This is a genomic window from Burkholderia sp. KJ006, from assembly GCF_000262695.1.
Classification (GTDB): Bacteria; Pseudomonadota; Gammaproteobacteria; order Burkholderiales; family Burkholderiaceae; genus Burkholderia; species Burkholderia vietnamiensis.
Window position 1 is genome coordinate 2,256,599 of record NC_017921.1, and the last position, 22,913, is coordinate 2,279,511.

At 67.1% G+C, this 22,913-nt stretch carries 22 protein-coding genes; 10 read left to right on the forward strand and 12 right to left on the reverse strand.

Annotation, left to right across the window (positions count from 1 at the left end; translation table 11 throughout):
• Nucleotides 1–2: 2 nt before the first annotated feature.
• Nucleotides 3–1,214 (reverse strand): phosphate acetyltransferase, encoded by a 1,212-nt coding sequence (locus MYA_RS23780; protein ID WP_308726569.1) that lies wholly within the window; start codon nucleotides 1,212–1,214, stop codon nucleotides 3–5.
• Here MYA_RS23780 and atpG point away from each other — a divergent pair.
• Both atpG and atpC read left to right on the forward strand, forming a co-directional pair.
• Nucleotides 1,207–2,076, forward strand: coding sequence for an ATP synthase F1 subunit gamma (gene atpG, locus MYA_RS23785; protein WP_014725419.1), 870 nt, complete (start codon nucleotides 1,207–1,209; stop codon nucleotides 2,074–2,076). The genes MYA_RS23780 and atpG overlap by 8 nt on opposite strands.
• 19 nt (nucleotides 2,077–2,095) lie before the next feature.
• Nucleotides 2,096–2,551 (forward strand): ATP synthase F1 subunit epsilon, encoded by a 456-nt coding sequence (atpC, locus tag MYA_RS23790; protein ID WP_011882628.1) that lies wholly within the window; start codon nucleotides 2,096–2,098, stop codon nucleotides 2,549–2,551.
• Nucleotides 2,552–2,583: 32 nt separating this feature from the next.
• Here the strand turns inward: atpC and MYA_RS23795 are convergent, their stop codons facing one another.
• Nucleotides 2,584–2,802 carry a DUF1653 domain-containing protein gene (locus MYA_RS23795; protein ID WP_009687837.1) on the reverse strand — a complete coding sequence of 73 codons (219 nt, stop codon included), beginning with the start codon at nucleotides 2,800–2,802 and terminating at the stop codon, nucleotides 2,584–2,586.
• Nucleotides 2,803–2,874: 72 nt separating this feature from the next.
• On the reverse strand, nucleotides 2,875–3,318 hold the full coding sequence (locus MYA_RS23800; protein WP_014725420.1) for a GNAT family N-acetyltransferase: 444 nt from the start codon (nucleotides 3,316–3,318) through the stop codon (nucleotides 2,875–2,877).
• Between the two features lie 192 nt (nucleotides 3,319–3,510).
• Between MYA_RS23800 and MYA_RS23805 the strand changes: the two genes are divergently transcribed.
• Nucleotides 3,511–4,134 carry an HAD hydrolase-like protein gene (locus MYA_RS23805; RefSeq protein ID WP_034194550.1) on the forward strand — a complete coding sequence of 208 codons (624 nt, stop codon included), beginning with the start codon at nucleotides 3,511–3,513 and terminating at the stop codon, nucleotides 4,132–4,134.
• Between the two features lie 372 nt (nucleotides 4,135–4,506).
• On the forward strand, nucleotides 4,507–5,079 hold the full coding sequence (locus tag MYA_RS23810) for a DUF4142 domain-containing protein (protein ID WP_014725422.1): 573 nt from the start codon (nucleotides 4,507–4,509) through the stop codon (nucleotides 5,077–5,079).
• A 116-nt stretch (nucleotides 5,080–5,195) separates the two neighbouring features.
• On the opposite strand, the gene MYA_RS23815 is transcribed toward MYA_RS23810, so the two are convergent.
• Nucleotides 5,196–5,795, reverse strand: a complete 600-nt coding sequence (locus tag MYA_RS23815; protein WP_014725423.1) for a GNAT family N-acetyltransferase — start codon at nucleotides 5,793–5,795, stop codon at nucleotides 5,196–5,198.
• A 68-nt stretch (nucleotides 5,796–5,863) separates the two neighbouring features.
• Nucleotides 5,864–6,778, reverse strand: coding sequence for a LysR family transcriptional regulator (locus MYA_RS23820; RefSeq protein ID WP_041494217.1), 915 nt, complete (start codon nucleotides 6,776–6,778; stop codon nucleotides 5,864–5,866).
• Nucleotides 6,779–6,887: 109 nt separating this feature from the next.
• Between MYA_RS23820 and lysA the strand changes: the two genes are divergently transcribed.
• Nucleotides 6,888–8,126 carry a diaminopimelate decarboxylase gene (lysA, locus tag MYA_RS23825; protein ID WP_014725424.1) on the forward strand — a complete coding sequence of 413 codons (1,239 nt, stop codon included), beginning with the start codon at nucleotides 6,888–6,890 and terminating at the stop codon, nucleotides 8,124–8,126.
• A gap of 167 nt (nucleotides 8,127–8,293) precedes the next feature.
• Here lysA and MYA_RS23830 read toward each other — a convergent pair whose 3' ends face one another.
• Nucleotides 8,294–9,181: a DMT family transporter gene (locus tag MYA_RS23830; RefSeq protein WP_034194546.1), complete on the reverse strand. Its 888-nt coding sequence runs from the start codon at nucleotides 9,179–9,181 to the stop codon at nucleotides 8,294–8,296.
• A gap of 125 nt (nucleotides 9,182–9,306) precedes the next feature.
• On the opposite strand from MYA_RS23830, the gene MYA_RS23835 reads away from it, so the two are divergent.
• Nucleotides 9,307–10,773, forward strand: a complete 1,467-nt coding sequence (locus MYA_RS23835; RefSeq protein WP_041494218.1) for an aminotransferase-like domain-containing protein — start codon at nucleotides 9,307–9,309, stop codon at nucleotides 10,771–10,773.
• 67 nt (nucleotides 10,774–10,840) lie between these two features.
• Here the strand turns inward: MYA_RS23835 and MYA_RS23840 are convergent, their stop codons facing one another.
• The gene (locus MYA_RS23840; protein WP_014725427.1) at nucleotides 10,841–12,274 is read right to left on the reverse strand and encodes a nicotinate phosphoribosyltransferase; all 1,434 of its coding nucleotides are present in this window, start codon (nucleotides 12,272–12,274) and stop codon (nucleotides 10,841–10,843) included.
• 74 nt (nucleotides 12,275–12,348) lie between these two features.
• Nucleotides 12,349–13,389, reverse strand: coding sequence for a bifunctional nicotinamide-nucleotide adenylyltransferase/Nudix hydroxylase (locus tag MYA_RS23845; protein ID WP_011882638.1), 1,041 nt, complete (start codon nucleotides 13,387–13,389; stop codon nucleotides 12,349–12,351).
• Between the two features lie 329 nt (nucleotides 13,390–13,718).
• Here MYA_RS23845 and MYA_RS23850 point away from each other — a divergent pair, with 329 nt between their 5' ends.
• Both MYA_RS23850 and MYA_RS23855 read left to right on the forward strand, forming a co-directional pair.
• Nucleotides 13,719–14,480 (forward strand): N-acetylmuramoyl-L-alanine amidase family protein, encoded by a 762-nt coding sequence (locus tag MYA_RS23850; RefSeq protein ID WP_034194542.1) that lies wholly within the window; start codon nucleotides 13,719–13,721, stop codon nucleotides 14,478–14,480.
• Between the two features lie 49 nt (nucleotides 14,481–14,529).
• Nucleotides 14,530–14,919 (forward strand): lysozyme inhibitor LprI family protein, encoded by a 390-nt coding sequence (locus MYA_RS23855; protein WP_014725429.1) that lies wholly within the window; start codon nucleotides 14,530–14,532, stop codon nucleotides 14,917–14,919.
• Between the two features lie 65 nt (nucleotides 14,920–14,984).
• Here MYA_RS23855 and MYA_RS23860 read toward each other — a convergent pair whose 3' ends face one another.
• The 3 genes from MYA_RS23860 to MYA_RS23870 form a co-directional block, all read right to left on the reverse strand.
• Nucleotides 14,985–16,331: a glutamine synthetase family protein gene (locus MYA_RS23860; protein ID WP_011882641.1), complete on the reverse strand. Its 1,347-nt coding sequence runs from the start codon at nucleotides 16,329–16,331 to the stop codon at nucleotides 14,985–14,987.
• Nucleotides 16,332–16,472: 141 nt separating this feature from the next.
• Entirely contained in the window at nucleotides 16,473–17,030 is a 558-nt protein-coding gene (locus tag MYA_RS23865; protein WP_011882642.1) for a helix-turn-helix domain-containing protein, read from the reverse strand.
• 16 nt (nucleotides 17,031–17,046) lie between these two features.
• Nucleotides 17,047–18,336, reverse strand: a complete 1,290-nt coding sequence (locus MYA_RS23870; protein WP_041494219.1) for an NAD(P)/FAD-dependent oxidoreductase — start codon at nucleotides 18,334–18,336, stop codon at nucleotides 17,047–17,049.
• Nucleotides 18,337–19,666: 1,330 nt separating this feature from the next.
• Here MYA_RS23870 and MYA_RS23875 point away from each other — a divergent pair.
• Nucleotides 19,667–21,070, forward strand: coding sequence for a sensor histidine kinase (locus MYA_RS23875; protein ID WP_011882644.1), 1,404 nt, complete (start codon nucleotides 19,667–19,669; stop codon nucleotides 21,068–21,070).
• Nucleotides 21,071–21,127: 57 nt separating this feature from the next.
• On the opposite strand, the gene MYA_RS23880 is transcribed toward MYA_RS23875, so the two are convergent.
• Nucleotides 21,128–21,625, reverse strand: coding sequence for an acyl-CoA thioesterase (locus MYA_RS23880; RefSeq protein WP_011882645.1), 498 nt, complete (start codon nucleotides 21,623–21,625; stop codon nucleotides 21,128–21,130).
• Between the two features lie 224 nt (nucleotides 21,626–21,849).
• Between MYA_RS23880 and MYA_RS23885 the strand changes: the two genes are divergently transcribed.
• Nucleotides 21,850–22,836: a response regulator gene (locus tag MYA_RS23885; protein ID WP_041494220.1), complete on the forward strand. Its 987-nt coding sequence runs from the start codon at nucleotides 21,850–21,852 to the stop codon at nucleotides 22,834–22,836.
• Nucleotides 22,837–22,913: the final 77 nt, after the last annotated feature.

Here is a 22,913-nt window from a genome sequence, read left to right on the forward strand (position 1 = left end):
CTTCACCGTGATGCGGCTTGCGCCGACGCCAGCACCGCCGCCTCGGCCGGCGTGGCCGATGCCGGCGACACCACGGCCGCGGGCACGCCCGCGCCACGCGCGGCATCCGCGACCAGCGCCGCGATCGCGCAGCTCGCGAGCCGCGTGCGCTCGTTGTCGGCGCGGCTCGTCAGGATCACCGGCACGCGCGCGCCGAGCACGATGCCGGCCGCATCGGCGTTGGCGAGGAACGTCAACTCTTTCGCGAGCATGTTGCCGGCTTCGAGATCGGGCGCGAGCAGGATGTCGGCGTCGCCGGCGACAGCCGACGACAGATGCTTGAGGCGCGCGGCTTCGGGGCTGATCGCGTTGTCGAGCGCGAGCGGCCCGTCGAGCAGCGCGCCGGTGATCTGGCCGCGCTCGGCCATCTTGCACAGCGCGGCCGCATCGACCGTCGACGGCAGCTTCGAGCTGACCGTCTCGACCGCCGACAGGATCGCGACCTTCGGCTGCGCGATGCCGAGCGCATGCGCGAGATCGATCGCGTTCTGCGCGATGTCGGCCTTCTGCTCGAGCGTCGGCCGGATATTGACGGCCGCATCGGTGATGAACAGCGGCTTGTAGTAGGTCGGCACGTCCATGATGAACACGTGGCTCAACCGCCGCTGCGTGCGCAGCCCGGTATCGGGCCGCACGACTTCTTCGAGCAGCTCGTCGGTGTGCAGGCTGCCCTTCATCAGCGCCTGCGCGTCGCCCGCGCGCACGAGCGCGACGGCCAACGCGGCCGCTGCGTGACTGTGCGGCGCATCGACGAGCCGAAAGCCCGACACGTCGACGCCGATCGTCGCGGCCAGCGCCGTGATGCGCGCGGCGGGGCCGACCAGCACCGGCGTGATGATGCGGGCCTGCGCGGCATCGACGGCCGCACGCAACGACACTTCGTCGCACGGATGGACGACCGCGACCGTCACCGGCCGCACCGTACGGCATCGCGCGATCAGCGCGTCGTATTTCTGATGCTGCCGGGAGTCGGACATGACTGCCTCTCGTGAAGGTTCGTGAAGGAACGCGTGAACCGATTCTGGTGCGAATCCGCAGACGATTGTTTGACCCGTATCAATCGTTTCAGGTGAAGTCCCGATAGCATGAAATCGCACCATGACGCACCGATGGCAGCCCGCCTGCATACGCGGCGCGTCCTGCCTCGCATCCCCTTCCTTGCCGACCATGCACATCCGCGAAATTCGCTCGAAAATCGCCAGCACCTCGTCCACGCGCCAGATCACCAAGGCGATGGAGATGATGGCACGGACCAAAATGGCGAGCGCGCAGCGGCGCGCCCGCGACTTCCGGCCGTATGCCGAGCGCGTGCGCGCGATCGCCGAACGCGTGCTGCGCGACCGGCCCGATTACGGCTCGACGCTGATGACGCCACGCGCAACGGTGCGGCGCGTCGGGCTGATCGTCGTCAGCACCGACCGCGGGCTGTGCGGGCCGCTGAACGCGCGGCTACTGGTGCAATGCCTGGATGCGCTGGAACGATGGGAGCACGACGGCATCGCGTGCGAGTTGAGCGTGATCGGCGCGCGCGGGCTGCAGCCGATGATGCGTCACGGCGCGACCATCGTCGCGCGCTCGGGCGGCCTCGCCGCGCAACCGCATTTCGACACCGTGCTCGGCGCGCTGCTCGTGCCGCTGACCGCGTTCGTCGACGGCGAACTCGACGCGGTGTACATCGCTTACAACCGTCTGACGAGCCCGCTCGCGTACGAGCCGCGCATCGACATGCTGCTGCCGCTCGCCACGCCCGACGACGCCGCGCCGGCAAGCGAGAGCGTGTCGTCCGACTATCTGTACGAACCGGCGCCGCGACCGGCGGTCGAGACGCTGCTGCTGCGCTACGTCGAATCGATGCTGTACCAGGCCGTCGTCGAGAACGACGCGTGCGAGCAATGCGCGCGCATGTTCGCGATGCAGACCGCGACCGACAACGCGGACCGCGTGCTGCGCGACCTGCGGCGGCTCTACCAGAAGACGCGGCAGGCGCAGATCACCACCGAGCTGTGCGAGATCGTCGCGGGCGCGGCGGCCGTTTGAACGAGTGAAGGAGGCGACGATGGACACGTCGATGAAGCTCGACATCCTGAGCGTCGAGAACGTGCTGTATTCGGGCGACGCGCATTTCGTCGTCGTCCCCGGCGAAAGTGGCGAGCTCGGGATCTATCCGCGCCACGCGCCGCTGCTCACGCGCATCCGGCCCGGCGTCGTCACGCTCGTCGATGCGCCGAGCGGCGAGCGGCGCCGCATTCTGGTGGCCGGCGGCGTGCTCGAAGTGAGCCGCGAAGGCGTCACGCTGATCGCCGATCACGCGCTGCGCACGCCCGAGCTCGATGCGCTGCGCGCGCGCGAAGCGCGCCACGCGGCCGACGAGTGGCGGCGCGTGCACGCGCAGGAAAACCGGCGCGCATTCGACTTCGCGTCGGCACGCGCGGAGCTGATGGACGAGATCCGGCGTTTCTTCGCGATGGCGATGCGCGACCACGCATCGCACGGCGCACGCCGCGGCGGCTGACGCGCGGCTCGGCCGGGCTTATCGGTGGGCGATCAGTCGCGCAGCTTGCGAAAGCGCGGCGTACCGTCGGGCAGGTTCTCGTTGAACATCGCTTCCGGGCGCACCCACAGGCCGCGCGCATGCGGCCACAGGTGCTCGTACACGACCACCGCTTCCTCCGTTTCCGAATGGCGCGCGACGCCGATATAGCGATAGAGGCCGCCCTTGTAGTGGCGATGGGTGGCGAGCTGTTCGGCTTCCTGTTCGGTCATGATGGGCGTTCCTTCTGCAAGACGAAAGCGCGTATTGTATGCGCCGCGCGCCGCATGCGTTCGCCCCGCGCGTCAGCGCTTCGCGTACACGTCGGGGCGACGAATCTCCATGATGCGCTCGGGATGCGCGGGCGGCTCGAAGCCGACCGGCCGGTACAGCGCGTGCGCATCGGTCGTCACGAGCATGACGCGGCGCAGGCCCTGCAACATCGGCTGCGCGAACACGTAGTCGATCAACGCGCGGCCGTAGCCGTTGCCGCGAGCGTGCGGCAGCACGAACACGTCGCACAGGTAGGCGAACGTCGCGTGATCGGTCACGAGCCGCGCGAAGCCGACCTGCCGGCCGTCGACGTAGGCGCCGAAGCACAGCGAAGCTTCGATCGCACGCTCGACGACGTCGCGCGGGATGCCCTGCGACCAGTACGCGTCGCGATGCAGGAACTCGAAGATCGCGTCGACGTCGAGTTCGCGCTTGTCGGTGGAAATTCTCAGCGTGGCGGGCGGGATATCGGGCACGTCGGTCTCCGGGAGTCGCGGGCGGAGCAGCCACGATAGCGCGCGCCCGGACGAGCGGCAAGCAGCCCGGCCGCGCAGCGAAGGGCTGCGGCGCGAGGTGCGCCGTGGCCCGCGCGTCGCGGCCAAACCGCCCAGCAGCGCTTCCGATTCGGTGCTATCGTCGGCCGCTCGATGAATATCCCGCACCGTTTCATGCCCTATCGACTCATCGCATTCGACTTCGACGGCACGCTCGCCGATTCCCTCGACTGTTTCCTGTCGGCGCTGACCGACGCCTCGCGCCTGCACGGCTTTCGCGACGCGACGCCCGAGCTGCGGCCGGCGCTGCGCGGGATGTCCGCGCGCGAGATCATCCGCGCCCTCGAGGTGCCCGTCTGGAAGGTGCCGCGCGTGACGCTCGACGTGCGCCGGCTGATGCGCCCGCGCCTCGCGCAGGTGGAGCTGTTCCCCGGCGTCGCCGCCACGTTCGACGCGCTCGCCGCGCGCGGCATCCGCATCGCGATCGCGACGTCGAACAGCGAGGACGTCGTGCGCGACCGGCTCGGCCCGCATGCGAGCGGCCGCGTCGATACGTTTGCGTGCGGCATTCCGCTGTTCGGCAAGGCGCGCAGGCTGCGTGCGCTGGTGCGTGAAGCAGGCGTGCAACCGGCCGACGTGCTGTACGTCGGCGACGAGATCCGCGACGCCGAGGCCGCGCGCCGCGCGCGCATCGCATTTCAAGGCGTCGCGTGGGGCTATACGACGCCGCACGCATTGCAGCCGCATTGCGACACACCGTTGCTGCCGAGCCTCGACGCATTGCTCGATCGCGTATAGCGGCGCGGCGCGTGTTCACGCGCCGCGTTGCAGATTCGACGATGACACGCCGATGACACGCGCGCCGAGCGCGGCCGGGCCGATGCACGTCAGGCACGCAAATTTTGCCGCCATGAAAGCGCGCCGCAGGTAGCCGCTACCTGCACGCTCGCGAGCCCTTCCATTCGTCTTACCATCCGTTACACAAACCACAGCGCGGTTGCACCTGCGACGCAGACGCTCTCCTAGAATCGGTCGGGCCGGGAAACACTTCGACAGCCGCCTCGGCAGAGCGGCGCTCGAGCCCGGCCCGGGCCGCGCCCCGGCCTCTCGCAACAGCAGCGGATCACGCGATCCGTCCATTGAACAGAGCCCCGATAGAAAGGAGGTCCCATGAACCGCTTTCCCAAAGTCACGCGCGTTGCACTGTCTGCCGCTGGCCTGCTTCTCGTCGCCGTGACGGCGACCGCGCAAACGGCGCAGCCGTCGGCGTCCGCGCCGGCCGCGACGACGCAAGCGCGCATCCACGAAGCCGACCAGGCCTTCATCACCGACGGCACGAAGACCGTGTCGACCCAGCACGACGCCGCGCGCATCGCCGATTCGCGCACGTCGGACAGCCAGGTGAAGGCGTTCGCGCAACGCGTGTCGACCGACGATGAAAAGATCATCCAGGCGATGCGCGCCGCGAGCCCGCGCGGCGTCGACGTGCCGGCCAACGATCCCGACCGCGCCGTGCTCGACGGCATCAAGAATCTGCGCGGCGCCGAGTTCGACAAGGCGTACATCGAGCAGGTCGCGCTCGCCGGCCAGCAGAAGACGATCTCGGCATTCCAGGCCGAAATCGCGTCGGGCCGCGATGCGAAGCTGAAGGAAGTCGCACGTCAGGCGCTGCCGATCCTGCAGGCGCACTACGCGGACGCGCAGAAGCTCGCGCAGCGTCATCACCTCGCGTCGGCGCAGTAACGCGACGCACCGCCGCGCGCCGTGCGCGGCGGCATGCCGAATCCCCGCGCGTCGCGCCGCCGTTCCCCTCGGGCAACGCCACGCGACGCGCATCACCGGACGCTACACGGCAAGCGTCAGGTCGCGAGCTTCGCTTTCAACCGATCGCGGATGGCCGGCCACTCGTCGTCGATGATGCTGAAGCGCACCGAGTTGCGCTTGCGCCCGTCGGGCATGATCCGCTCGTGACGCACGATCCCTTCCTGCTTCGCGCCGAGCCGCAGTATCGCGGCGCGTGACTTCTCGTTCAATTCGTCGGTCGTGAACTGCACGCGCACGCACTGCAGCGTGTCGAATGCGTAGGCGAGCAGCAGCCATTTCGCTTCGGTATTCGCGCGCGTGCGCTGCGCCGATGCGCTCAGCCACGTATGACCGATTTCGAGCTTGCGATTGTTGCGGTCGATCTTCCAGAAGCGCGTGCTGCCGATCACGCGGCCCGACGGCCGCTCGACGATCGCGAACGGCATCACCGTGCCGGCCGCGCGGCCTTGCAGCGCGGTGTCGAGATACGCGTCGACCGTGCGTTCGTCCGGCACGACCGTGACCTTCAAATTCCATAACTCCCCGTCCGCCGCCGCATCGAGCAGCGCCTGCCGGTCGGATAGCGCGAGTGGCCGCAGCACGATGTGCTCGCCGGTGAGCGTCGGTTGTGCGGGCAACGAAGAAGTGTCGGTCATCGCGGGTTCCGTCGAAGCGAGGCTGCATGCAGCGAAACGTCCATCATACGGCCGGCGCTACCCGCGCACTAACCCGGCAAGGCCGCGAGCCGGCTGCGGATCGCCGTCGCTTCGTCGCGCAATGCGTCGGTGAACGCATCGACCAGCAGGTTCTTCGGCCGATGCTCGGGCAGGATCACGCTGACGCGATACGCAAACGAACGCGTGAGCGGCCGCACATGCAGGTCGCGCCCGACGAAATCGAGCGCGGTCAGCGGATTGACGATCGCGGCACCGAGCCCCTGCCGCACGAACGCGCACACCGACACGGCCGACGGCGTCTCGACTACCGAACGCGGCGCGACGCCGAGCTGCGCGAATGCCTCGTCGATCAGGATCCGGTATGGGTCGTTCAGCGACAGGCTCACGAACGGGCGATCGGCGAGATCCGCGAGATCGATCGCCTGCTTGTCGAGCAGCGGATGGCCGTCGGGCAGCACGCAGACCTCGTCGACCTCGAGCAGCGGCGTGAGCACGGTGCCGGCCGGCGCGACGTCGTGCTCGGTCAAGCCGAGGTCGTAGCGCTGCGCGGTCAGCCACTCCTCGAGCACCGGCGACTCCTGCGTCGCGACCGACACGCTGACGCCCGCATGCGCGTCGTGAAAACGCCGGCACGCGCCCGGCAGAATCGCATGCGCGAACGCCGGCAGCGCGATCACCGACAGCTGGCCGTCGCGAAACTCGCGCAACCGCGCGGCCGTCGCCGCGACGCGCTCGAGCCCCACATACGCGAGCCGCACGTCGTCGAACAGCGTGAGCGCGGCCATCGTCGGCCGCAGCCGGCCGTGCGAGCGCTCGAACAGCGCGAAGCCGACCGCCTGCTCCATCCGCGCGAGCTCGCGGCTGATCGTCGGCTGCGACGTATAAAGCATTTCGGCCGCGCGCGTGGTGCTGCCGGTGACCATCAGCGCGCGGAAGACCTCGATGTGCCGGTGTGTCAGCATGGCCACCAATATATCAGGAATGAATCGAATACATATAAACAGGCATTTTACTGTATAGATGATCCGGCGCATCATTGCGGCTATCCGTTCATTCGACCGATCCACCGCCATGTCCCTCGATTCCCGCCAGCTCGCGACGCTCGCGCAGCAATACGGCACCCCGCTGTGGGTGTACGACGCCGACGTCATTCGCGAACGCATCGCTCAACTGCGCCCGTTCGACGTGATCCGCTATGCGCAGAAGGCGAACTCGAACCTGCATATCCTGAAGCTGATGCGCGAAGAAGGCGCGTGCGTCGACGCCGTGTCGCTCGGCGAAATCGAGCGCAGCCTCGCGGCCGGCTTCAGCCCGGCCGGCGAGCCGGAAGGCGTCGTGTTCACCGCCGACCTGATCGACCGTCCGACGCTCGCGGCCGTGCTGAAGCACGGCGTGACGGTGAACGCCGGGTCGCTCGACATGCTCGCGCGCGTCGGCGAGCATGCGCCCGGCCATCGCGTGTGGCTGCGCGTGAACCCCGGCTTCGGCCACGGCCACAGCAACAAGACCAACACCGGCGGCCCGCAGAGCAAGCACGGCATCTGGATCGACGACGTGCCGCACGCGATCGAGATCGTGCGCCGCTACGGGCTGAAACTGGTCGGCATCCACATGCATATCGGTTCGGGCGTCGACTACGGCCACCTGTCGCAGGTGTGCGACGCGATGGTCGATCTCGTCACGTCGCTCGGCCACGACATCGACGCCATTTCGGCGGGCGGCGGGTTGTCGATTCCGTATCGCGACGGCGAGCCGCGCGTCGACGTCGGTCACTACTTCAACCAGTGGGATGCCGCGCGCAAGCGGATCGAACGGCATCTCGGCCACGCGGTGCGCATCGAGATCGAACCGGGCCGCTTCCTCGTCGCCGAGGCCGGCACGCTCGTCACCGAAGTGCAGGCCGTGAACCGTCGGCCGCAGCACGACTTCGTGCTGATCGACGCGGGTTTCAACGACCTGATGCGTCCGTCGATGTACGGCAGCTACCACGCGGTGTCGGTGCACGCGCCGGACGGCACGCTGCCGGCCGGCCGCCCGCTCGTCGACATCGCGATCGCCGGCCCGTTGTGCGAGTCCGGCGACGTGTTCACGCAGGACGCGGGCGGCGTGGTCACGCACCGCAAGCTCCCGCAGCCGCAGATCGGCGATCTGCTGTTCCTGCACGATGCGGGCGCATACGGCGCGTCGATGTCGTCGAACTACAACAGCCGGCCGCTCGCACCGGAAGTGCTCGTCGATCGCGGCACGCCGCGGCTGATCCGCCGCCGGCAGACGATCGGCGAACTGCTCGCGCTCGAGACCTTCGAGTAACGCGCGCCGCCCGCATCCGCATCCGCGCCCGCGCCGCGTTCGGCGAGCCGAACGCCAACGGCCGCGCAATGCCGTTACCGGCATGCGCGGCCGTATCGTTGTCAGGCGATTGCGCTCGCGGCGATCGTTGAACGTCGTCGTCTGACCCGCCGCCGCGCAGTCACGCGTCAGCCCGCGCGCTGCACCGGCGCCATCTTCGAGAAGTACTTCGCGCCGGCCACGCAGCCGACCACGACCGCCGTCACGACGAGCATCGACGGCGGCACCGTCTCGTGCAGCAGCCCGGCGGCGAGCAGGAAGCCGAAGAACGGCTGCAGCAATTGCAGCTGGCCGACGCCCGCGATCCCGCCGAGCGCGAGGCCGCGATACCAGAACACGAAGCCGATCAGCATGCTGAACAGCGACACGTACGCGAGCCCCCACAGCGCGGCGGCGTCGACGCCGTCGAACGTCGCGGGCCACGTGAACGCGGCGAGCGGCAGCATCACCGGCAGCGACAACACGAGCGCCCACGAGATCACCTGCCAGCCGCCGAGCTGACGCGACAGGCGTGCGCCTTCCGCATAGCCGAGCCCGCACGCGACGATCGCCGCGAGCATCAGCGCATCGCCGACCACCGACGCGCTGCCGCCGTTGCGCAGCGCGAACGCGGCCACCGCGCCGCTGCCGACCAGCGAGAAGATCCAGAACGGCAGCCGCGGCCGCTCGCCGCCGCGCCACACGCCGAACAGCGCGGTCGCGAGCGGCAGCAGCCCGACGAACACGATCGCGTGCGCGGACGTCACGTGCTTGAGCGCCAGCGCCGTCAGCAGCGGAAAGCCGACCACGACGCCGAGCGCGACCACGGCGAGCGAGGCGGTCTCGGCGCGCGTCGGCCGCTTCTGCTTCGACGCGACGAGCAGGATCAGCCCGAGCACGCCGGCGATCGTCGCGCGCGCGAACGTGAGGAACAGCGGATCCAGCCCCTGCACCGCGACGCGCGTCGCGGGCAGCGAGCCGCTGAAGATGATCACGCCCAGCAGGCCGCTGAGCCATCCGTCGGTGGTCTTTTGCACGGGAAATCCTGATCGTCGAATGGAGATCACCGATGATCCGCCGCGCGCGAAAAGCGCGTAAGCTACAGCCCAATACAATTCCGCCAAACTGTACTGAACAACCGTCCGTACAGTTCTTTTCAGCCATGAGCCGTGCCGTGCCGATTCCCCCGTTGCCCACCGCGCCCGCACCCTCGCGCACCCGCGTGGAAACCGTGATGGACACCTTGCGCGCGCGGATCGCGAGCCGCGCGCTGATGCCCGGTGCGCGCGTGCCGTCGATCCGGATGATGGCCGACGCGCTGGGCGTGTCGAAATCGACCGTCGTCGATGCGTACGAGCGGCTCGCGAGCGAGGGCGTGCTCGTCGCGCGGCGCGGCTCGGGCTTCTACGTGGCGGGCCATGCGCCGCCGCTCGCGCTCGCGGAGCTCGGCCCGCGGCTCGATCGCGAGCTCGATCCGCTGTGGTTGTCGCGCCAGGCGCTCGAGGCGGCGCCGGGCTCGGTGAAGCCCGGCTGCGGCTGGCTGCCGTCGTCGTGGCTGCCGGACGAGAGTCTGCGCCGCGCACTGCGCGCGGTGTCGCGCGACGAACCCGATGCGCTGACCGACTATGCGACGCCGCTCGGGCTGCCCGCGCTGCGTCAGCAGCTTGCGTGGCGCCTCGCCCAGCACGGCGTCCACGCGGAGCCCGCGCAGATCATGCTGACCGACGGCGGCACGCACGCGCTCGATCTGGTGTGCCGGCTGCTGCTCGAGCCGGGCGACACGGTCGTGCTCGACGATCCGTGCTACTTCAACTTCCAGGCGCTGCTGCGCGCGCATCGTGCGCGCATCGTCAGCGTGCCGTACACGCCGAACGGCCCCGATCTCGCGCGCTTCGAACAGGCGCTCGCCGAACACCGGCCGCGCCTGTACATCACCAACGCCGCGCTGCACAACCCGACCGGCGCAACGCTCGCGCCGCCCGTTGCGCATCGGCTGCTGACGCTGGCGGCGGAGCACGGGCTGCTGATCGTCGAGGACGATATCTTCGCGGACTTCGAAAGCACGCCCGCACCGCGATTGGCGGCGTTCGACGGGTTGTCGCGCGTGGTGTCGATCGGCAGCTTCTCGAAGACGCTGTCGGCCGCGATCCGCTGCGGCTATGTCGCCGCGCGCCCCGAATGGATCGACGCGCTGGTCGACCTGAAGCTCGCGACGTCGTTCGGCAACGCGCAGATCGGCGCCAACGTCGTGCATCGGCTGCTGGTGGACGGCACGTACCGGCGGCATCTCGACGGCCTGCGCGCGCAGTTGGCCGATGCGATGGGCGAAACGATCCGGCGGCTCGCACGCGCGGGGCTCCGGATCTGGACGGAGCCGCGCGGCGGTCTGTTCGTATGGGCGGCGCTGCCGGACGGGCTCGATGCGGCGCGCGTCGCGCGCCATGCGCTCGACCATGACGTGGTGCTCGCGCCCGGCGACGTGTTCAGCGCGTCGCGCAGCGCGACGTCGTTCATGCGCTTCAACGTATCGCGCTGCAAGGGGCCGGCGGTATTCGATGCGCTCGCGCGCGCCATGGACGCGGCACGGCGCGCGGAACACGGCGGGTCCACGCTGGCCGGCGAACGATGACGCTCGCCGGCGTCGCGGCGCATGTCGCGGCGCATGTCGGGGCGAACCAGCGCCCCGACGCCGACCTTCACACCTCGGCCGCGTGCGCCCTCGCCCGCACCTCGGCGAACGTCGCATCGACGAGCATCCGCCCGGTGTCGAACACCGTCTCGAGCGCATCGTCCCACTCGCCTTCGAGCGCGCGATCGTCCCATGCGACCGGCAGCGCCACCGTCCGGTATTCGCCCGTGCGCCGATTGCGCAGCAACGTGAGCCGCCCCTGCTTCGAGCGCTTGCCCGGATCGGTGACGGGATCCTTGCTGACGTCGTTCCAAACGTCGCCGCGCCGGATCGCCGAGCATTTCATCGCGAAGCGTTGCGTGTCGCGATCGACCCGCTGCAGCAGCGCGCCGCCCATTCCGAACACGACGTTGCCGGCCGCGTAGCCGGCGTCGTCGAGTGCGGCTAGGATCGCCTCGATCGACTGCTCGTCGACGCCGTCGCCCTGGATCACGCGCACGTGGTCGAGCACGCGCCGCCCCTTGCCGTTCACGCTCGAGCCGAACGACGCGTCGAGCGCGCGCACCGTCTGCAGCACGATCGTCACCGGGTCGCCGGAGTCGGGCCGCACGACGAGCGTCGCGCCCGAATCGAGCACCGCCTGACGCAGCGGGCCGCCCCACATGTCGAGCGCGGCGAACAGATCGTAGGAATCCGACACGACCGACACGATCGCGCCCGGCAGGCCGAAGCGCTCGATCATGTTCCGGTACGCATCGGCCTCGTGCTCGCGGCCCCACGACGTGATCGTGCTGTGCTCGGCCGCCGGCACCGAGTACGCGGCCATCGGCTCGCGATAGAAGCGGTTCGCGGCGAGCACGCCGAGCACGGTATCCGAGCCCATGAAGCTCACCAGGTGCGCGGCGCCGCCGAGCGCAGCCGACTCGGCGCTCGACACGCCGCGCGCGCCGAAGTCGTGCAGCTTGAACGGCAACTGCGCGAGATCGTCGTCGGTTTTCTCGAGGAAGCGGCGGATCGTCTGCCGCAGATGCCAGCTGCGCGTCGCGACCGTCACCGGATACCAGATGCGCAGCAGCATCGTCTCCAGATACGACGCGAGCCAGAACACCTTCGGATCGTCGCATTCGACGGTCATCAGCACGTTGTGCACGGGCACGATCGAGCCTTCGGGCACCGCGCGGATCTTCACCGGCAGGAAGCCGTCGTAGCGCTCGACGATATGGCGCCAGCCGTCCTCGTTGAACGGCAGCCCGTGCACCGCGAAGAAATCGCGCGCCTCGTCGATCATCGCGTGCGTGACGGGCCGGCACAGATACTCCTTCAGCAGCATCTGCAGGCCGAAGAACAACGTGCGGTCGTAGCGGCCGCCGCGCGATTCGACGTAGGAGAACATCGCCTGCGCGTCGGGCGGATATTGCAGGAAGTGGGAAGCCTTGTACGAATCCGTGTTGAGGATCGGATTGGCGAGAACTGCGGCAAAGCCGCCGGAACGATCTTGCATGGCTAGAGCTCCTCTAGGCCGTTGAAGTGCCGCCGCGTCTGTCGCGGCGGACCGGTATCCGGGGAATCAGCGGATCACAGCTTCCCCAGGAAGTGATACGCGATGTCGAAGTGATCCTCGAACATCACGTTGCGCATCTGCGCGAATTCGTTGAGCGGCACCCAGCGCGCCTTGTCGGCGTCGTCGCTGCCCTTCACGCGCGGCAGCTCGCCGGTCGGAAAATTGAACAGGCACGCGTGCGTGATCGTGCGGCCGCGCAGCGAGCGCGTCGGATGATCGAAGACCTGACGATCCTTGATCGAGCCGCGCAGCACGGGCTCCGGCAGCTTCAGGCCGGTCTCCTCGCGCAGCTCGCGGATGCACGCCGCATCGAGCCGCTCGTCCTGGTTCACGAAGCCGCCCGGCAGCGCCCACAGCCCGCGGCCCGGCTCGCTGCGCCGGCGCACCAGCAGGATATGGCCCGAGTGCACGACCACCGCGTCGACCGTCACGAACGTGACCGGATACGGTGCGGCCGACCACGCCTTGCGATACGCGGCGATGAACTCGGCCTCGGCCTTCAGCTGCGCGAATTCAGGCTGCGTGCGGAAGCGCTCGAGCCAGCCGAACACGGGCTCCGGCACCGCCCATTGCACGAAGCTGTTGGTGCGTTCCGCGAAATAGTGGTCGCGGATGTCGGTCGCGGAAATGTCTTCGGACGCATCGGCGTCGACGAACTCCCATTGCGGGAACATCCGCAGGTAATACGACGTCGGGTCCTTCTCGTGGCCGATGATGCCCACCTTGCGCTGCGCGACGTCGCCGAGCGCGCTTGCCACGGCGTCCTGCACCCAGCGCACCCAGTCGCCGTCGTTGTACGTCGAATCCTGCACGGCAGCGATCGTCACGCGCTCGCGTTCGGACGCGTCGAGCAACGACGCGAGCATCTGGCGACGCTCGTCGAACGAGAACGGATCCTTGACGGTGCGGGGCTTGTCGGTCGAACCGATCAGCACGCATACGCGCTCGGCGCGGCTCAATGCCGACTTCAGCAAGTTCAGGTGACCACGATGCGGAGGCTGGAAACGACCAATGAAAACGAGCGCGTCGAAGCGCCGGTTCTGTTGCGTACTCATGAGGCTCCCTCAAGAGATTGAAACGCTTCGGGTCTGTCCCGAAGGCATGGACGCAATCGTAGGAGAATTCGCCGCGAAAATCAATCGAGCGCGCGCTCGACTCGAGCGCAATGCGGCGCGACGGCGGCTTCGTCCGATCCGCACCGCTTGCCGTTGACGCGGCCCGCGGCGGCACCCACGTTGCCGCGCCGAGCACGCGTGCGCCGCCGCGCATTCGGTCATTGCCTCGCCGCACGCAGCCGCTATAATCGCGCCACATTCCGACTGCTTGAGCAGGCCGTCGGCGCGACGGGGATGCGACGCGCCGGATGCCCATCTCGACGACAACAATGACAAACCGAACCGTTCGACGCCTTCGTTCGTCCACGCGCGCCGTTGCGCGCCTGCTCGCGTGCATGCCGCTGCTGGCTGCGCCGCTCGTGCCTGGCGCGGCCCGCGCCGCCGGCCCCGACGCGCCGCCGCCGTCCGCCCGCTACATCGTCGTCGACACCGGCCATACGCCGGCCCATCCGGGCGCGACCGGCGCGAGCGGCCGCGTCGAATACCGCTACAACCTGGATCTGTCCACCGCCGTCGCCGACACGCTCATCGCCCACGGCGACCGCGTGCTGCGCACGTCGGCCGACGGCCGCGAGATCGCGCTCGACCAGCGCTCGACGCAGGCGCCCGATGCGAACCTGTTCGTGTCGATCCATCACGATTCGATGCAGCAGCAGTTCATCGACGCGGGGCGGCAGCGCGAATTCCACGGGTTCGCGGTGTTCGTGTCGGAGCGCAATCCGCACTACGCGGAAAGCCTGCGCTGCGCGAAGTCGATCGCCGAGCACTTGCTCGCGGCCGGCGAACGGCCATCGCTGTATCACGCGCAGCCGATCAAGGGCGAGAACCGGCCGCTGATCGATCCGCAGCTCGGCATCCACCGCTTCGACGATCTGGTCGTGCTGCGCACCGCGCCGATTCCGGCCGTGCTCGTCGAAGCCGGCGTGATCGTCAATCCCGACGAGGAAAAGCGCCTCGCGCAGCGCGACACGATCCAGCGTTTGGGCGCGGCGATCGCCGGCGGCATCGACGCATGTACGGCGGCCCGCTGAAGACGCGGCCGCCCGCTTTCAACGGTTTTACCCAGTGAGGAGCACTACGATGAAGAAGAAGAATCTGCTCGCATCCTGCGCGCTGTTCGCGCTCGCCGTGCCGTTCGCGGCGCACGCGGCCGGTTGCGGGAAACCGCGCAGCGCGTTCGACCAGGTGTATTGCAGCAGCAACGAGTTTTCGCAGCTCGACCGCGAACTCAACGACCAATACGGCCGCCTGCGCAAGCAGTTGAGCGGCGACCAGCAGGCCAAGCTGAAGTCCGGCCAGCTCGCGTGGATGAAGCAGCGCGACGACCGCTGCAGCGAAACGCGCGACGACGGCTACCTCGTGAACCTGCAATGCGCGATCGACGCGACGCAATCGCGGCTGACGTTCCTGCGCGAACGCGAACGCGAGTGCACGAGCACCGGCTGCGTCACGGCGAAGCTCGGCGACTGAGCGTTGCCCCGGTTCCGCGCCGTGCCACGCCTCGGTCGCGGCGCGGGACCGTCATCGCGCCGCGCTCACAGAAACCAGCGATACTCGCGCGCGCCGATCTCGTTGCGAAAATCCAGCTCTTCCTGCCGCTTGTTCTCGCAGTACACCATCACGAATTCGCTGCCGAGCCCATCGCGCACGGCCGCATGATCCTGCATCGCGGCGACTGCCGACAGCATCTCCTTCGGGAAGTCGATGCCGCTGCCGCGATCGTCGTTGAGCGGCGCGATCGGTTCGAGCCGCGCGTCGAGCCCATGCTCGATGCCGGTAAGAATCGCCGCGAGCACCAGATACGGATTCGCGTCCGCACTCGCGAGCCGATGCTCGATGCGCAGATTGCGCGCATCGGACTCCGGAATCCGCAGGCACGCGTCGCGATCCTCGAAGCCCCAGCTCGCGCGGCTCGCCGCGTTCACCATCGACCCGTAGCGGCGAAACGCGTTGTGATTCGGTGCGAACACCGGCATGCAATGCGGCAGCAGCGCGAGACAGCCGGCCACCGCGTGCCGCAGCGGCCGCTGATCGTCGGCCGCGAGCACGTTGCGGCCAGCTTCGTCGTAGAGGCTCACGTGCACGTGCATCCCGCTGCCGGGCGCATGCAGGTACGGCTTGCCCATGAAGCTCGCGCGATAGCCGTGCCGCAACGCGACGCCGCGCGTGCTGCGACAGAACAGCGCCGACCAGTCGGCCGCACGCAGCGCGTCGTCGCTGTGGCCGAAATTGATCTCGAACTGGCCGGGCCCGAGCTCCGCGGTGATCACGGTCGCGTCGACGCCCTGCTCGCGCGCCGCTTCCACCATCTCGTGCAGCACGTCGGAGAAACGCGACAGACGCTCGATGTGCATGTTCGGCTGATCGTCGGCGTCGTCGCTCAGGCGGTCGCGCGGATACTGCGGCATGCCGTCGGCGAGCTGTGCGGCGAACAGGTAGAACTCCAGCTCGAACGCGACGACCGGCCGGATGCCGCGCGCCGCGAATCGTCGCAGCACGCGCGCGAGCACCTCGCGCGGCTCGAACTCGATCGGCGCGTCGGTGCCGTCCGAGCTGATCAGCATCTGCGCGAGCGGCTGCCGCTCCCAGCGCACCGGCTTCAGCGTGCCGGGAATCAGCCGGCGCGGCGCGTCCGGGTCGCCGTCGTTGAAGCAGTAGTCGCCGATCTTGTAGAGCCCGCCCTGCGTGCCGAGCAGCACGCAGTTCTGCGGCAGCTTCAGCAGCGAGCCGGTCGCGACCTTCTCGAGCGCATCGATCGGATAGCGCTTGCCGTAGAAATGGCCCGGCAGGTCGAGGCAGATCAGGTCGACATAACGGATCTCGGGATACGCGTGCCGAAATGCGCGCACTTCATCGACCAGCGCGGGAACGACGTCAGCCATGTCTCAATCCTTTCCATGTATGCGGCGCCGCGGCGCGGCGAACCGCTTCATCGGCATGCGGCACGTCGCATGCAGCCGTCAATCGGTACTGCGTAACGGGCAACCGCCATGCGGCAGGACCTGCCGGCCGCATGCAATCGCTCAGGTGAACACCCAGATCACGCGCGCCGGCACGTCGCCCAGGTTCGCGTAGCGGAACCGCTTGTGCGCGGGCAGCTGGAACGCGTCGTTCGGGCCGAGCGTGACGGGCGTGTCGTCGCCGTCCAGCCAGATCGTCAGCTCGCCTTCGAGCACGAAGCCGCCCTGCTCGTCGCTGTCGTCCACCGGGCGCTCGCCGCTGTTCGCGCCGGGCGCCAGATGGCTTTCGAGAACCGAGAAGCGCGAACGCATGTTCGGCGAGACGAGGATGTCGGTGATGCCGGCCGCGTAATACACGGTGCGGCGTTCGTCGGGCCGCGTGACCCACGGCACGCTGCGCGGCTTGCTGAGGCTGTAGAAGTACGTGGTCGGCACGCCGAGCGCCTCGCCGATCGCGGTGAGATCGGCGACGGTCGGACGCGACAGCCCGCGTTCGACCTGCGACAGAAAACCGACCGAGCGGCCGATCCGCTCCGCGAGATCGTTGAGCGTGACCTTGCGATGCTTGCGCAGATCGCGGATCAGGATCGCCAGACTTTCTATTTCTTCCTGTTCGTTCATCGTGAGTTCCGGTGCGTCAGACGGTATCGCGCAAACGGTACCAGGCCTTGCCGAGCGCTTCGAGCGGCGCGGCGAAGCGCTCGCCGCCGGGGAAGCGCGGGTTGCGGATGCGCTGATACTGGGCGAGCAGACGATCGTCGCCGAGCACGGCGTCCGCGACCGCGCGGGCGCCCGCGAGCGTCGGCAGCACGCCGTGCCCGGAGAAGCCCTGCAGCCAGAAACGCTGACCGTGGCGGCCGATGTCGGGCGTGCGCCGCATGCTGATGTCGATATGGCCGCCCCACGCGTAGTCGAGCCGCACGCCCGCCAACTGCGGGAACACGCGCTCGAGACGCGGGCGCGTGGCGGCCGCGATGTCCGCGGGAATGCCGCCGAGATAGGTGCAGCCGCCGCCGAACAGCAGACGGTTATCCGGGCTCAGGCGGAAGTAGTCGGGCACGAACTGGTTGTCGATCACGCAGCTGTCGTGCGGCAGCAGCGAGCGTGCGAGCGCCGGCGCGAGCGGCGCGGTCGCCACCTGATACGTGCCGACCGGCAACAGCCGACGCGACAGCGCCGGATCGAGCCGGTCGACATAGGCATTGCACGCGAGCACCAGCACGTCGGCGCGCACTTCGCCGCGCGCGGTGCGGGCGATATGGCCGTCGGGCGTCTCGCGGCAGTCGAGCACGCGGCTTTGCTCGTAGATGCGCGCGCCTGCGCGTTCGATCGTCTGCGCGAGGCCGAGCGCGAGCTTGAGCGGATTCAGGTGGCCCGCTTCCGGATCGTGCAGCGCCGCGAGATAGCGTGCGCTGCCGATCCATGCGGGCATCTCGTCCTTGCCGATCACGCGCAAGCGGTCGTAGCCCCAGCGCTCGGCGGCCTCGTCGCGCGCCTGCGCGAGCAGCGCGACGCGCCGCGGCCGCACCGCGGCCCACAGGCTGCCGGGCCGGTAATCGATGTCGAAACCGTGCCGCACCGGCAGTTCGCGCACTTCGGCGGCGGCCCAGCGCATGCTGTCCCACAGCAGGCGCGCACCATCGCGGCCGAGCGCATCCTCGAGTGGCTGCATGTCGCACGACCAGCCGAGCAGCGCCTGCCCGCCGTTGCGCCCCGAGGCGGCCCATCCGACCCGGCTCGCTTCGAGCACGACGACGCGCTTGCCGGCGAGCGCGAGGCGCAACGCCGTATGCAGGCCGCTGAAGCCGGCGCCGACGACCAGCACGTCGGCGTCGATACGCTCGTCCAGTTCAGGACGCTGCGGGATCGGTGCCGGGTGGGCAGCGGCGTAGTAGCTGGCGACGTGACGGTCGGATTGCACGAACATGCGGGTTTTCGTGAAATTTTTGCAGGTGAATTTCATGAAAAATTAGCACGCCGATTTCATGCGGGCAAGGGGGCGAGCGTGGGGAGGTAAGTCGGTCCGTGTACCGTCCGACGAACCAAATGTCGCCGATTTAGGGCTCTGGTGGCCGAATCGGACATTCGGCAACATTGAGGGACATTCGGCTGGCAGCGCGCGGTGCGCACCAGGCGACCCGTGATATACATCCGAACGCCCGTCGCGAGGGCTTCCCAGCGCGCAACCACCGCCTCGACTGGAGCGCGTCTGATTTAATCAGCACAACGCGGCACGCCGCGTTCGCTGGCTGCAATTAAAGTCCACCCACTCTTGCGCGCACGGCGCGAAAGTTCGCCCAATGATGCCGCCGTGGATGCACCACTTTGCGGCGCCTCAGGCTCGCACACTTCGCAACCGACATGCGATGCAACCGGCGTTATCGACACCGGCAGTAATCCCCGCCATCGAATCGCGTCTGTACGCACACCAAGAAACTCCTGCCGATGTCGAGAGAATTACAACTGTGAGCCACCCCACTGATCCGGATGACTTTCCTCGAGACTGTCGAAGGCGCCATTGGCTGGTACCGCCCGAACAACGTCCAGGTGTCGACATCGCTTCCGCGCGGTTAGGCCGCCACGTAACGATCGGCGCGGGTTCCGTACTACCGGGATGCGAGATTGGCGAAGGTGCCTCCGTCGAGGCCATGTCCCGCGTGACTCAATCTCTTGCGCCTTGGGGTACACATGACGGCGTGCCTGCCCTGCTCATCAAGAAAAGCCGTCGCAGCACCTTCCGACAATGGAGACCGAATTGATCGACTGGCAAGAACGAAGCCGATCGTAAATCCACGACGGCGTCCCCTTTTGCCCGGTTTCGACAATGCAATTCAACCCTCGGATGCCGGGACTCCATCTGCCGACCGGTTCACACCCGTCGGCGCTTTTTCTTAAACGGGCGGCGGCAAGTGCCAACGCCCGAACGGAAAAGTAAAAACATGACGCAATCGAAAACCAAAGCGAAACGCTCGCGCTCGAGTATCTGAAGCTGACCGCCACGACCGTGATTCATCCTCTGGTATCGTTGATGACCTCCAAGGCAAAATACCGTTGATATTCTCGATGCTCGGGCGTACCGCGGTCTTCCGTGCCGCAATCCGTCTGTTTGCGTCGCAACGGAATGCCGGAGGCGGCGCGACCGAAGCAGGCAAGCCATGCGATCGTTGAACGAGTCAGCCATCGGAATCGACGACGAAACTTCAACCCTGCACTAAGCAGTCCGCTGTAGGCAACCCTGTGAAACGGAACCGAGTTGCATGTATTCGATCTTGCCGGCGTTTGTGTCCGCCCTCTTTCTCGGATTTGGTGTCTATGTATGGCTGACCGAGGGCGTGACCCGACGATCGACGCCCTTCGTGCTGATGTGCATGACCACCTTCGTCTGGCAGGGGACGTGGGCCTTCCTGTTTCAGACCAGCCAGCCGGACGTTGCCCGCGTGCTGGCCAAGGTCGGCTATCTGTTCATCATGTTCCTGCCGACGACGTTCTATCACTTTGTAACGGCAACCGTTGCCCGGCGAAACGAACGCCCGCTGCTGCTGGCGTCATATGCCATCAGCGCGGTGCTGGCGGTACTGCTGCTCACCGGCAACGAGGTCGTCGACGGCGTTCGTCAATTTGCTTTCGGAGATTATCCCCGCGCCGGGCGTCTGCATCCCGTGCACGTCGTGCAAACGATCGTCCTCGCCGGTCGCAGCGGCTGGCTCCTGGTCACCGCGCGCCGTCGGGCGGCTCGCGGCCGGGACGAGCGCAAGCTCCTCGATCTCTGCCTGCTGAGCCTCGGGCTGTATTCGCTCGCGGCCATCGACTACGCCGTGAATTACGGCTACCCGTTTTATCCGCCGGGCGTCGTCTTCATCGCGCTCAGCCTCGGCATCCTCGCTGTGACGATCGTTCGCTATCGGCTGATGCGGCCGTTCCTGGTCGCGGCGACGGTAGCGCATGAAGTGACCACCCCGCTTGCGACGATCGGCATGTATGTGGCAGAAATCGACCGAGCGCTGCCGGCCCTGCTACGTGGATATCAGCTCGCCGTGACGCATCGGCTCGTGGATGGCGATTTGGACACCGAGCAGCTCGAGCGACTTCCGGCGCTGCCCGCTGCGATACGCCACCAGGTCGACAGCACGCATGCGATGGTCAAAATGTCGCTGGCGATGTTTACGCTGGACAGCGTGGATCGCCAAAGCTTCTCGACTCATTCGATCGGGCGCTGCATCGACGTTGCGCTCGATTGCTATCCTTTTTCCGCCGGGGAACGCGAGCGTGTCGACGTCGCGCCGATCGACCCGCGGCTGCAGTACTTCGGGTCCGATTCGCTGATGCTTTTCGTCGTGTTCAACCTGCTGAAAAACGCGTTGCACGCAACGATGGGCGGCACAACGGGCAGGATCGAGATCCTCGCCGAGCGAGACGACGGTTCTTGCGTGCTCCAGATTCGAGATACCGGTACCGGCATCGACGCCAATGTTCTGCCTCACATCTTCGATCCGTTCTATTCCACGAAGTCGCACGGCCGCGGCGCTGGCCTTGGGCTGGCGTATTGCCGTCGAGTCTGCGAGATGTTCGGCGGTCAGATTTCGTGCGAGTCGGTGCCGGGCGTCATGACGACCTTCACGATTCGCTTGCCTGAGGCCGGGTCACCTGCGTCGCGCAGGTGACCGGCGTGCCGATACGGCGCCCGCCCGGCACTGGCGCGCCGGGCGGGACGACACAGCTTAGCTTTCGAGCGACGGCAGGTTCAGTTCATATTCCTTGACCCGCTCGATGATGCCGGCCGGGAAGCGGCGGATCCGCTTGTCGGTTCCCGCGAAGAGGATCTGCTGGTATCCCAGCGAAACCGTGCGTTCGTCGACGCAGAAGCGGAACACCAGATAGGCCGAGCACTGCCGCACCTGCAGCGTATTGAGGTAGCAATCGACGCGCTGAAACGGGAACGTCTCCTGGACGTACTCCTGGTGCGCACGTTTCGTGACGAACGTGCCGCCGGAAGCCAGCAGATTGTTGTGAATGCACTCGTGGAACCAGCGCTCACGACATACGCCCTGCCACTCGAAATAGCGTGCGAAATACGTGTTCATGAATGCATTGGAATCTTTCAGATAAATGTCGATCACGTGATGGAACGTCTTGTGAGGCGCAGCCGTGTTTAATTCCGACGACAGCAGCTCCGGGTTATTGAGCAGGATTTGAGGGATTGCGTTTCGCGTCAACATGGATTTTTTTCCAGAAGAACGACTGCAAGCGGCAGCAACGCACGCCTTCGGCATGAGGGCGTGTCCCATTTTGGATTTGCCCTATTTTTGTTGGTCGTACCCGGACAAAATGGGCTGCAGTTGCCGGTCGCCTTTGAGATGTCCGATAATCTGACGCTGGTGCGCGGCGCCATATCCCGATGCGGGATGGCTCGCTCGTTTAATTCACGTTTCTCGGATCAGCTATGCGTCGCTTTGTCAGGCAGCCGGTGTTCTATCCCGTGTCCACGGTATTTGTCGACGATCATCCGGGCTTCCTCGACGCGCTACGTGGAACCTATCGGAACGGGCCTCTGAACCGCTTTTTCAGCTCACCGCGCGAAGCATTGAACTTCCTGACATCGCAACACCGTCGCGGCACGCCCGAGCGGCTATCGGGATCGCAATTTTCCGATTTTGAAAAGCGCAGCTTCAATGCCTTGGGGCTCGATGCGCTGACCGACGTGACGCGATTCGACGAAGTGGCCGCCGTCGTTGCCGACTACGAGATGGACGAAATGAACGGCGTCGAGGTTTTCGCGGCCTTGGCCGACATGCCGTGTACGAAGATCTTGCTGACGGGCGTGGCGACGGAGCGGGAAGCCGTTGAGGCGTTCAACGCCGGCGTCATCGACCTGTACGTGAAGAAGTCCGCGCCGGACATGACGGAGAAGCTGACCCGCGCACTGACGGAGGCGAAGGCACGCCACTGTGCCGAGCGAGGAATGATCAGCGCCAACGACGTCGGATCCACGTACTGCGACGCGAGAGCGCTGGCGGTGATGCAGACCATCGTCGAGCGGGAACGGATCGTGGAATATTACTGGCGTCTCGATCAGAACGCCGTGCTGATGTTCGACGCCAGTGGTCAGCCGAGTGTTTTTCTCGTGTGGGACGCCGACGAATGGGCATTCCAGTGCGGCATCGTGGCCGATGAAGGCGACACTTCCTCACTGCGCCGGGAAATGGAAGCCCGTCGCATCATGCCGTTGTATTGGCCGTTTCAGGCCTACCGCGCGGGCATGATGGGGGTTCCGTCAATCCAGCCGCTGCCCGTTCCCGGATGGGATGGCGCGTTCTACGGCTGGAGTCGACTCGAGTCTGCGGTACTCGAGCCGAACATGTCGACGTACGCACGCTGGCGCAAGGCGCAGATGAACAGCGATCGCCGCCCTGACTCTTTTGCGATTTAGTTTCAACGCGCCAGCCTGGCGTAAGCACGGCTGGTACTTTTAGACACCGGTTTTGAAGAAGCAATCGATCGAATCGC